The organism is Aquabacterium sp. UBA2148 (genome assembly GCF_002328915.1).
Lineage (GTDB): Bacteria > Pseudomonadota > Gammaproteobacteria > Burkholderiales > Burkholderiaceae_C > Aquabacterium > Aquabacterium parvum.
The window spans coordinates 14520-24895 of record NZ_DCXA01000162.1 but is presented as its reverse complement, the minus strand read 5'-3'; the positions used below and the strand labels follow the sequence as shown (position 1 = coordinate 24895).

General features: G+C 67.1%; 11 protein-coding genes. 2 read left to right on the top strand and 9 right to left on the bottom strand.

What is annotated here, in order from left to right; all coding sequences use genetic code 11:
- The 6 genes from rpoN to argS form a co-directional block, all read right to left on the bottom strand.
- On the bottom strand, positions 1 to 1373 hold a 1373-nt coding region (rpoN, locus tag B2W70_RS09030), incomplete at its 3' end, for an RNA polymerase factor sigma-54 (RefSeq protein ID WP_286744988.1).
- Positions 1374 to 1389: 16 nt separating this feature from the next.
- Positions 1390 to 2169, bottom strand: coding sequence for an LPS export ABC transporter ATP-binding protein (lptB, locus tag B2W70_RS09025; RefSeq protein ID WP_286744985.1), 780 nt, complete (start codon positions 2167 to 2169; stop codon positions 1390 to 1392).
- 1 nt (position 2170) lies between these two features.
- Positions 2171 to 2824: a lipopolysaccharide transport periplasmic protein LptA gene (gene lptA, locus B2W70_RS09020; protein ID WP_286744983.1), complete on the bottom strand. Its 654-nt coding sequence runs from the start codon at positions 2822 to 2824 to the stop codon at positions 2171 to 2173.
- Between the two features lie 140 nt (positions 2825 to 2964).
- The gene (locus B2W70_RS09015) at positions 2965 to 3627 is read right to left on the bottom strand and encodes a thiol:disulfide interchange protein DsbA/DsbL (protein WP_058087370.1); all 663 of its coding nucleotides are present in this window, start codon (positions 3625 to 3627) and stop codon (positions 2965 to 2967) included.
- A gap of 36 nt (positions 3628 to 3663) precedes the next feature.
- Positions 3664 to 4344 carry an SPOR domain-containing protein gene (locus tag B2W70_RS09010; RefSeq protein WP_286744979.1) on the bottom strand — a complete coding sequence of 227 codons (681 nt, stop codon included), beginning with the start codon at positions 4342 to 4344 and terminating at the stop codon, positions 3664 to 3666.
- A gap of 22 nt (positions 4345 to 4366) precedes the next feature.
- Complete coding sequence (gene argS, locus B2W70_RS09005; RefSeq protein ID WP_286744977.1) at positions 4367 to 6097, bottom strand: arginine--tRNA ligase; 1731 nt, start codon at positions 6095 to 6097, stop codon at positions 4367 to 4369.
- Positions 6098 to 6248: 151 nt separating this feature from the next.
- Between argS and B2W70_RS09000 the strand changes: the two genes are divergently transcribed.
- Entirely contained in the window at positions 6249 to 7586 is a 1338-nt protein-coding gene (locus tag B2W70_RS09000) for a serine/threonine-protein kinase (protein WP_286744974.1), read from the top strand.
- A 21-nt stretch (positions 7587 to 7607) separates the two neighbouring features.
- Here the strand turns inward: B2W70_RS09000 and B2W70_RS08995 are convergent, their stop codons facing one another.
- Positions 7608 to 8474 (bottom strand): PEP-CTERM sorting domain-containing protein, encoded by an 867-nt coding sequence (locus B2W70_RS08995; protein WP_083505952.1) that lies wholly within the window; start codon positions 8472 to 8474, stop codon positions 7608 to 7610.
- Positions 8475 to 8701: 227 nt separating this feature from the next.
- Between B2W70_RS08995 and B2W70_RS08990 the strand changes: the two genes are divergently transcribed.
- On the top strand, positions 8702 to 8965 hold the full coding sequence (locus B2W70_RS08990) for a hypothetical protein (RefSeq protein ID WP_058087375.1): 264 nt from the start codon (positions 8702 to 8704) through the stop codon (positions 8963 to 8965).
- Positions 8966 to 9070: 105 nt separating this feature from the next.
- On the opposite strand, the gene B2W70_RS08985 is transcribed toward B2W70_RS08990, so the two are convergent.
- Both B2W70_RS08985 and B2W70_RS08980 read right to left on the bottom strand, forming a co-directional pair.
- Positions 9071 to 9523 carry a DUF2214 family protein gene (locus B2W70_RS08985; RefSeq protein WP_058087376.1) on the bottom strand — a complete coding sequence of 151 codons (453 nt, stop codon included), beginning with the start codon at positions 9521 to 9523 and terminating at the stop codon, positions 9071 to 9073.
- A 17-nt stretch (positions 9524 to 9540) separates the two neighbouring features.
- On the bottom strand, positions 9541 to 10376 hold an 836-nt coding region (locus tag B2W70_RS08980), incomplete at its 5' end, for a LysR family transcriptional regulator (protein ID WP_286744970.1).

Sequence of the window (10376 nt, the reverse complement as noted above, 5' to 3'; positions counted from 1 at the left end):
GCGGTGCTCGACGCGTTGCCCCCCGCCTCGGTGTTGAGCGACGAGCCGAAGAAGTACTTCAGCTCGAAGGTGCCGAAGGGCGTGTTCATGTACTTGGCCGTGGTCACGCGCGAGATGGTGGACTCGTGCAGGCCGAGCTCGTCGGCGATCTCGCGCAGCACCAACGGCTTCATCGCGATCTCGCCATGGGTGAAGAAGTTCTTCTGGCGGTCGACGATGGCTTGGGAGACACGCAGGATGGTGTCGAAGCGCTGCTGGATGTTCTTGACGAACCAGCGGGCCTCTTGCAGGCGCGAGCTCAGCGCCGTGTGGCTTTCGCTGGCCGCCGTGCCGCGTGGTGAGCGCGAGGCACGCAGGGCTTGCGCATACAAGTCGTTGATGCGCAGCTTGGGCATCACGTCGGGGTTGAGCACGACCTTCCAGCCCCGGCCCGACTTCTGGATGATGACGTCGGGGATGATGATGTTGGCTTCGGCGCGCGTGAAGGCGCGGCCCGGCTTGGGTTCGAGCTGAACGATGAGGCCCTGCGCCTGCTTGACCTCGCCTTCGCTGGCGCCGGTGGCGGCCATGAGCTTCTTGGTGTCGCGGCGGGCGAGCAGCTCGAGGTGGTGCTGGCAGATGTCGATGGCGATGTCACGGATGCGGCCGGGCGACTGCGTGCGCAGCTGCAGCACCAGGCAGTCGTTCAGGTTGGCCGCACCGACACCGACGGGCTCCATGTGCTGCAGCCAGCCCAGGGCACATTTCAGGCGCGAGAGGACCTCGTCGCGGGTGTCTTCGTCGGCTTCTTCAGGTAGCAGGCTGTCGGCGATTTCTTCGAGCGAGTCGGCCAGGTAGCCGTCTTCATTGAGCGACTCGATCAGCACCTCGACGGCGGCCATGTCTTCGGCACCCAGGCGCATGCCCAGCAGTTGCTGCTTGAGGTGATCCTGCAGGCTGATGCCGGCGCTGTTGCGCGACATCGGGTCGAAGTCGTCGTCGGCGTCGTTGTTGCGCGAAGGCGCTTCGCTGATGCCGTCGAAGTCGTCGCGCTCGGTGCCGTTTTCCCAGTCGTCGCGCTCGGTGGTGCCGAGGTCGGCGTTGTCGATGCCGGCGGCTTCGCCATCGGACGAGCCGGCGTCGGACTCGGACGCGGTGGAGGCGGTCTCTTCGGTGTTGTTGCGGTCGTTGCGCTGACGCTCGTATTCAGCAGCGGCAGCCAGGTCGAGCGCGGGCAGGTCGTCCTCGGGCTCCAGGAAGGGGTTCTGTTCGAGCATCTGCTCGATTTCCTGGTTGAGCTCGAGCGTCGACAGCTGCAGCAATCGGATGGACTGCTGCAGCTGTGGCGTCAACGCCATGTGCTGCGAAAGCCGGAACTGCAAGGAGGGCTTCATGGAATGCTCCGGCGCCTCACATGCGGAAGTGCTCGCCGAGGTAGACCTTGCGGACGTCGGCGTTTTCGATGATGTCGGCAGGGCGGCCTTCGGCCAGCACCCGGCCCTCGCTGATGATGTAGGCGCGGTCGCAGATGCCCAGCGTCTCGCGCACGTTGTGGTCGGTGATGAGCACCCCGATGCCGCGGGCCTTGAGGAAGCTGATGATGCGCTGGATCTCGATGACGGCGATCGGATCGACCCCGGCGAAAGGCTCGTCGAGCAGGATGAAGCGCGGCTGCGTGGCCAGGGCGCGGGCGATCTCGACGCGGCGGCGCTCGCCACCGGAGAGCGCCATCGATGGGCTGGTGCGCAGCTTCTCGATGCTGAGGTCTTTGAGCAGGGCTGTCAGGCGCTCTTCGATGACGGCGGGCTTGAGGCGCTTGCCTTGTTCATCGAGTTGCAGCTCGAGCACGGCGCGGATGTTGTCCTCGACGTTGAGCTGGCGAAAGATGGAGGCCTCTTGCGGCAGGTAGCTCAGGCCCATGCGCGAGCGCTCGTGCATGGGCAGGCGCTCGATGCGCTGGCCGTCGATCTCGATGGCGCCGGCGTCGGCGCGCACCAGGCCCACGATCATGTAGAAGCTGGTGGTCTTGCCCGCGCCATTGGGGCCGAGCAGGCCGACGACCTCGCCGGCCGAGACAGCCACGTGCACGTCCTGCACGACGGTGCGCGCGCCGTAGCGCTTTTTCAGGCTCTGGGCCTGCAAGCGGCTGACCGAGGTTGCCGCGCTGGCGACAGCGGGTGTGGACGTCATGTCAGCGGCCGCCTGCTGGTGCGGCCGGGGCCGTGGGCGCGGCGGAGCTGGCCGGGGTGGGCGACGGCGCGGCAGCACCATTGGCGCCACCCCGCGGAGAAATCACCCCACGCACCCGCCCGGTGGAGGCGCCGCCCAAGGGGCCGCCACCCATCACCTGGTAGACGCCGGTCTTGTTGTCGTAGCGAATCGCCTGCCCATTGACCTCATCGGAGGCCACGCCGGCCACGATGCGACGCATGACCGCGCGGCCGGTGAAATGCACCGTGTCGTCCCGGCCGTCGTAGAAGATCTTCTCGGCTTCGCCTTCGATCAGTTCTTCGACGCCATCACGCTTTTGTTTGAAGTAACTGCGCCCGCCCTGCCCGCCCGTGGCAGTGGCCGACTGCGCGCCATCCGGGGTCTGCCGGATTTCGACCCGGTCAGCGCGAATGGCCATGGTGCCCTTGGTGATGTCGACGTTGCCGGTGAGCACGTTCAAGCGCTGACCTTCTTCGACGCGGGCACTGTCTGCCGCAAAATGCAGCGGCTGGGTGCGGTCGGCCTTCTCAGCCTGGGCCACCGGCGCCGAGACCACGCCAGCGACCACCAGCGACGCAGCCAGGGCGCGAGCAAGCGGGCGCGCGAGCGCGGTGACGGAAGCGGATGTGAGCATGTGTGACGCCTTCGGCATGAATTTTGCTTGATTCTAGCCCATGGCGTCGTGCCCACGCCCCTGTTTCACACAACACACAGTGCGGCGGCGGGGCATTTGGTCACAGTTGGTGCGCCATGGCGGCGCACCGGGCGCGAGGATCAGCCCTTGCGCAGGCGATCGATCAGGAAGTCGACCGTGGCCAGGGTGCGCGAGGCGTTGCCGTTGAGGGACACCGAGGTGGTGAATTGGCCGCCAATGCCCACGGTGGGCACGCCGTCGATGCGGTAAGCCTCGGCCAGCGAGCGAGCCTGTCGGACCTTGGTCTGCACCGCGAACGATTCGTAGACCGAGCGGAACTTGTCCTTGTCGACCCCTTGCGTGGCCAGGAAGGCGCCGATCTGATCCAGGTTGGCCGTGGCGCCCTGCAATGCCCCACCTGGCTGGTGCATGGCGTTGAACACCTTTTCATGCAGCGAGCCCACCAGGCCCATGGCCTCGAGGGCATAGAACAGGCGCTGGTGCACACCGAAGGGGTTCTCGCGGTAGGCCCAGGGCACGCGGCGGAAGGCCACGTGAGATGGCAGCCGCGCAACCCACGCGGCCAGCGAGGGCTCGAAGTGGTAGCAATGAGGGCAGCCGTACCAGAAGAATTCGACGACTTCGACCTTGCCCGCCGGGGCCGACACGGGCGCGGCCTGGGCCAGGCGCGTGTAGTTCTGCCCCTCGACCGGGCCACCCTGGGCCGAAGCCATGAGCGGAGCGCCAGCCAGGCCAAGGCCCAGGGCCGAGGCGGCTTGCATCGAGAATTCGCGGCGGTTCATCAGGACAGTCCTTTCGGGTAATCGGTCAATTCGCGGTCACTTCTGGATGCGCACCAGGGCGGAGTCGATGCCAGCGCCTTGCAGCTTGACGCGGACCTCGTCGGCCTGCTCCTTGGCCGAGTAAGGCCCCAGGCGCACGCGGTACATGGTGCGGCCGTTGACCTCGCGCTCGGCGACGCGGGCTTCCAGACCCATCATGGCCAGCTTGGCTTTTTGCTGCTCGGCCTCGGCCTGGCTGGCGTAGGCACCGGCCTGCACCTGGTAGCTCAACGCGTCGGACGTGGCGCCGGTGGACACAGGCTCGCCCGAGAGGATGGCGGCCGGGTTGCGCGCGGGCGCACTGGCGGATGCCTTGGCAGACGGCGTGGCGGCCGAAGCGGCAGGCGCTGTCGACGCGGCCGGGGCCGTGACAGGGGGCGCCACGACAGGCACCTCGACCACCGGGGCCTCGCCACCAGCTGAGGCTGCGGGGGCCGACGGCTCCACCTGCACGGGCTTGGGCTTGGCGGGGTTCTTGCCGTAGAGCGGGCTGTTGGGGTCCCAGTTCTTGTTCTTCTCGGCCTCGGCCGCGTCTTGCTCGGCCGTGCGCTGGGGCACCTTGTCGATGAAGGGCAGGGGCACCTTGGTGATGTAGAGCGCCACGCCCAGGGCGATGGCCAGCCCGATCAGCATGCCGACGATGACGCCCAGGAAAAAGCCGCCGCGTTGGGATTTCATCAGGTCAAGTCCTTGGTGTTTTTCACATCTTGTCCGGCGCGCTCACGCCCAGGAGGGCCAGGCCACTGCGCAGCACCTGGGCGGTGGCGGCCAGCAGCGCGACGCGGACGCGGGTCAGTTCGACATCATCCACCAGGAATCGTTCCGCAGCGTAGTAGCTGTGGAAGGCCCCGGCCAGGTCGCGCAGGTAGAAGGCGACGTCGTGCGGGGCCAGGCCAGCAGCAGCCTGGGTGAGCATGTCGGGGTACTCGGCCAGCTTGCTCATCAGGGTGAGTTCGCTGGGAGCGGTCAGCAGGGTCAGCTGGGCCTGGGACAGACCGGCCAGGTCACCACCGCGCTCGGCGGCCCAGTCGCGCATCACCTTGCTCATGCGGGCATGGGCGTACTGGACGTAGAACACCGGGTTCTCGTCGTTGGTCTTGAGTGCGAGGTCGACGTCGAAGACGAATTCGGTGTCGGCCTTGCGGCTGATCAGGAAGAAGCGCACCGCGTCCTTGCTGGTCCACTCGATCAAGTCGCGCAGGGTGACGTAGGAGCCGGCGCGCTTGGAGATCTTGACCTCCTCGCCGTTGCGCATCACGGTGACCATTTTGTGCAGGACGTAGTCGGGCCAGCCCTGGGGGATGCCGACGCCGGCGGCTTGCAGGCCGGCGCGCACGCGGGCGATGGTGCCGTGGTGATCGGAGCCCTGGATGTTGACGACCTGCTCGAAGCCGCGCTCCCACTTGGCGATGTGATAAGCCACGTCGGGCACGAAGTAGGTGTAGCCGCCATCGGACTTGCGCATGACGCGGTCCTTGTCGTCACCGTAGTCGGTGCTGCGCAGCCACAGGGCACCGCCTTCTTCGAAGGTCTTGCCGGCGTCTTTGAGCTTTTGCACCGCCGCCTCGACCCGGCCCGAGGTGTAGAGGCTGGACTCGAGGTAGTAGTTGTCGAAGCGCACGCCGAAGGCCTTGAGGTCCAGGTCCTGCTCGTGGCGCAGGTAGGCCACTGCGAACTGGCGGATGCCGTCGAGGTCGTTTGCGTCACCGCTGGCGGTGAACTCGCGGTCGTCGGCCTTGACGGTCTTCTTGGCCAGGAAGTCGGCAGCGATGTCGGCGATGTAGTCGCCGTTGTAGAACTTCTTGCTCTCCGGGTTCTCCGGATCGGTCGGCCAGCAGTCGTCGCCCGGCTTGAAGCCCTGGATGCGCAGGTGCGTGCTGTGGGTGAGCGTGTCGATCTGCACGCCGGCGTCGTTGTAATAGAACTCGCGCGTGACCTGCTGGCCCTGCGTCACGAACAGGTTGCACAGCGCGTCGCCCAGGGCGCCCTGGCGGCCGTGGCCCACGTGCAGCGGGCCGGTGGGGTTGGCCGAGACGAATTCGACGAGCACCTTCTTGCCGGTGGCGGGCTGCCAGCCAAACTGGTCGCCAGCGGTCAGCACGTCGGTGATGGTGCTTTGCTTGGCTTCGGGCTTGAGGCGCAGGTTGATGAAACCCGGGCCGGCGATTTCGATGGGCAACTGCACCCATTGCTGCACGGCAGGCTGGGCTTCGAGCGCGGCGACCAGGGCGGCGGCCAGCTCGCGAGGGTTCTTTTTGAGGGGCTTGGCCAGCTGCATGGCGGCCGTGACGGCGAGGTCGCCATGGGCGGCCTGCTTGGGCGCCTCGAACACGGGCGCTGGCGGGGTGGCGGCGTCTGGGGCCACCTGCGAAAGGACTTGCGACAGGGCCTGGCCCAGGGCCGAAAGGAGGTCACGCTTGGCTTGGATCATGGGCGGGATTCTACGAGGCGGCGCCAGAACCCGCGTCGCGCGGGGCTGACCCGGGTCAAGCGAGAAGAAATGCACAGTTGGCAGCAGGCTTTTTGGCTGACGCAAGCAGGGTCGAACGTGACAAGATGCCCCACAGGATGAGCACAAGACCATGACAGGCATCGACATCGACCTGGCTGCCGGCACCGTCGGCAAGTACCGGGTGATCAAACGGCTGGGCGAAGGCGCCACCAGCGAAGTCTTCCTGTGCCGGGACGACTTCCACGACCGCGACGTCGCGATCAAGCGCGTGCGCTCGTCCGTGCTGGGTGACGCGGTGGATGGCCCGGTCTACGCGCGCTTTTTCGCCGCCGAAGCTGCCCTGGTCGGGCGCTTGCAGCACCCCAATGTCGTGCAGATCTACGACGCCGTGGCCGACCCGTCCTCGCCCTACGTGGTGATGGAGTACGTGCCAGGCACGACGTTGCGCAGCTTCTGCCGCCCCGACAGCCTGCTGCCGCTGGAGCTGATCGTGGAAATCGGCTTCAAGTGCGCGATGGCGCTGGGCTATGTGTACCGACAGGGCCTGATCCACCGCGACGTCAAGCCGGCCAACATCCTGGCGCTGACCAATGCGCAGGGGCTGGTCACCGACGTCAAGATCACCGACTTCGGCAGCGTGCTCAACATGACGGCCGACTCGACCCAGGTGCACCAGGTGGGCTCGCTGGCCTACATGGCGCCCGAGCAGCTCGATGGCCACACGCTCGACGCGCGCGCCGACATGTACGCGCTGGGGGCGGTGCTGTACCACCTCATCGCGGGACGCCCGCCATTCGACGCCCCCTCGCAACCCGCGCTGATGAACCTGATCTACAACCAGGAGCCGACGCCGCTGTCGACGCTGCGCTCGGGCGTGCACCCGGCGGTCGATCAGGTGGTGCTGCGCGCGCTGGCCAAGTCACCCAACGACCGCTATGCCAACTGGGACGAGTTCGCGCAGGCGCTCTCGAGCCTGGTGTCGGAGCACCAGGTGCCACGCGGCCATGTGCAGGGCGTGCTGGACTCGGAGCGCTTCAACCTGCTGCGCACGCTCGACTTCTTCTCGAACTTTGGCGACGTGGAGTTGTGGGAGGTGGTGCACCGCGCGCGGTGGCAGCGCTTCCCGTTCGGCCATGCGCTGTACCGACGCGGCGAAGAGGGCAAGACCTTTCACATCATTGCGCAAGGCAGCGTGGAGGTGTATCGCAACAACAAGCGCGTGGCGCTGCTGGGCGCGGGCACCTCGGTGGGCGAGATGGCCTACCTGGCGCCCAGCCCGGAGCTGCGAAAGCACAGCACCGACGTGGTGGTGACGGAGCCCGCGACCACGATCTCGTTCACGCCGGAGGCCATGCAGTCGCTGAGCCCGGCCAGCCGGCACCTCTTCGATGAGTCGTTCATCCGGGTGCTGGTGCGGCGGCTGCATGCGGCGCACGAGGCGCTGGCGCACCCACGGCGGATCATGTGACCTCGCTGTGACCGATCGGGCTCAGGCTGTCCGGCGACGGCGCGCAGCCCACCAACCCAATCCCATCAGACCGGCCAGCGTCATCGCGGTGGTGCCCGGCTCGGGCACGGCCACGACCGTGGGGTGGATCTCGATGCTGCTCAGGAAGATCTGAGCCTCACCCAGGTCGGTCTCGTACCGGTAGACCGGTTGCTCGATGTAGACCGGCACATAGGTGTAGTAACAAGTGAAAGGCTCTTCGGTTTCGCAGTAGTCGAGCACCTGCTCGTCGTGCGAGTAGACCTGCTCGTAGCGATCGAGGACCTCGATGTAATCGACCCCGCCCCAGGCGCTCAGGTTGCCCGAAAGCTGAGGCGCGGCGGCCCCGGCCTGGTAGGTCTCGATCGAAAAGCTGTCGCCACCGAAGTTGCCGCCGGTTGTGATGGCGCCAGACTGTGCGTTCAGGCCCACGTTGCCAGGTGACTCGGTGAAATAACCCCCGGTGTACTTGATCGTGTAGCCGTTGATCACGTAGCCCGCTTCGGCCGTGAAATTGAACAAGGCACTGAAGGACGCCGAGCGTGAATCCTCACTGAAATAGGGGTAGCTGCTGGCGTAGGCCGCAACGAGGCCGCCCAGGTTGATGACAACGCCCTGCCCCGACTGAGCGTAGCCCATCGCATCGGGCGAGATGTCCATCAGGCCGTTGTAGGTGGTGTCGCTCTGGAAGACAAAGGTGTCGGGGTCGAAGTCGATGAGGACCTGCCCTGTGGCCCATTGGACGGGCGCGGCCTGGGCGGCCATCGGCAGGGCCAGGGCCAGGCATGCCGCCAGCACCGTTGCGCCTGGCAGGCGCTTGGGATCAAAGGCGGGACGACGAACCAATGCAGGACAGACAGGCATGGACATGACGGCGGCTCCTCTGCGTTGGTGAATCGGTTGCGCAGCTTAAGAGGCGCGCCGCCCCAACTCCTATCCCTATGATCGTGAGCGCGGGGTCGGTCGCCCGCCAAGCCGCCTTGGCGGCATGCGTTGCGGTGTGTCATCGACAGCGGTGGGTGGGGCGTTCACAATGGGTCAGGTGCCCCAAGACACCTGATCCACCCACAACAGACACCTTTCGATGGAGTGAAGACATGCGTGCACTGATCGCCACCCTCTCCCTGGCCTTGATGGCCGGCCTGGCCCACGCCAACCCCGAGTGCGAGGCCAAGGCCGTCGACAAGAACGGCAAGGCCCTGGCCGGCGCCGCCAAAAGCAGCTTCGTCAAGAAGTGCGTCAAGGAAACGACCGGCGCGGCCTGCTCGGCCAAGGCGCTGGACAAGAACGGCAAGCCGCTGGCCGGTGCCGCCAAGAACAGCTTCATGAAAAAGTGCGAGAAGGAAGCGGTGGCGGGCTGACATCGCACGCGCTCCCGCCCACCCGAAGCCCGGCCCTGAGCCGGGTTTTTTGTGGGCGATGAGGCTGGATGCAGCGCGCGCTCAGTGCACCCCTCAGTGCACCCCTCAGCGCACCCAGATGCCCCGCGCCAAAAACGCCCCCAGCAACGGCAGCACCAGCAGCAGGTGGGCCTGGGCCATGATCCAGCGGCGGATGCCGCGCACCTCGGCTTCATCCGGCAAAGCGCCGGTCGCGTTGAGCTGGCGCTTCCAGCGGATGAACGCAAACGTTGGCTTGAGCGACATCAGCCCGATGAGCGCGAACAGCGTCACCTTGGCATGCAACAAAGGCTGGCCCCAGTACCAGCCCATGCCCTTGACGCCCCAGTAGGTGCGCGCCAGGCCCGTGGCCAGCACGGCGATGGCGGCCACCAGGTAGATGAGGTCCACCCGGGCCAGGCGGCGCACGACGGCGGCGTTCATCCATTCGGGACGGCACAGCGCGGCCTCGCTGGTGATGAAGACCACCACGCTGAGGATGGCAACGAAGTGGGCGTAGGCGAGCAGGGCTTCGGTCATGGCGCGATCATGCCTGATCACGCGGCCAGCGCGACGGCCTGCTTCCAGTAGCCGGGCTCGCGGTACGTGGCCTGCAGGAAATCGACCCACAGGCTCAGCCGCAGCGGCCGGTGCTTGCGCTGCGCGAAGACCGCGTAGATGCCGGTGGGCGGCGCGGCGAACTCGTCGAGCACGGTCACGAGCTGGCCGGTGCGCACATCGGCCTCGACCTCCCACCACGAGCGCCAGGCCAGGCCCAGGCCCGCCAGGCACCAGGCGTGCAGCACCTGGCCGTCGGAACAATCGAAGCGCGAGGTGGGCCGCACATGGGTGAGCTGACCTTCGACGGTGAAGGCCCAGCCACGTGTCTGGCTGGCCTCGGAGCTCAAGGTCAGGCACTCGTGGCGGGCGATGTCTGCGGGGCGCTGAGGGCGGCCGCGCGCGGCCAGGTAGGCCGGGCTGGCCACGCACAGGCGGCGGTTGTCGGCCAGGCGCACGCTGACCAGGCTGGAGTCGGGCATCTCGCCCACGCGCACGGCGCAGTCGAAGCCCTCGTGCACCAGATCGACCAGGCGGTCGGACAAATCAAGCGAGACGGTCAGGCCCGGGTGGTCGGCCACGAAGCGCGGCACCAGGGGCGCCACGTGCCGCCGCCCGAAACCCGCCGGCGCGGTGATGCGCAGGTGCCCACGCGCCTGCAAGCCACCGGCGCTGACCTCGGATTCGGCGTTGGCCAGGTCGGCGAGGATGCGCTGCGCGTCTTCGAGGAAGGCGCTGCCCTCGTGGGTCAGGCTGATGCGGCGCGTGGTGCGCAGCAGCAGCTTGACGCCCAGGCGCTCTTCCAGCGCATCGATGCGCCGACCGACGACGGCAG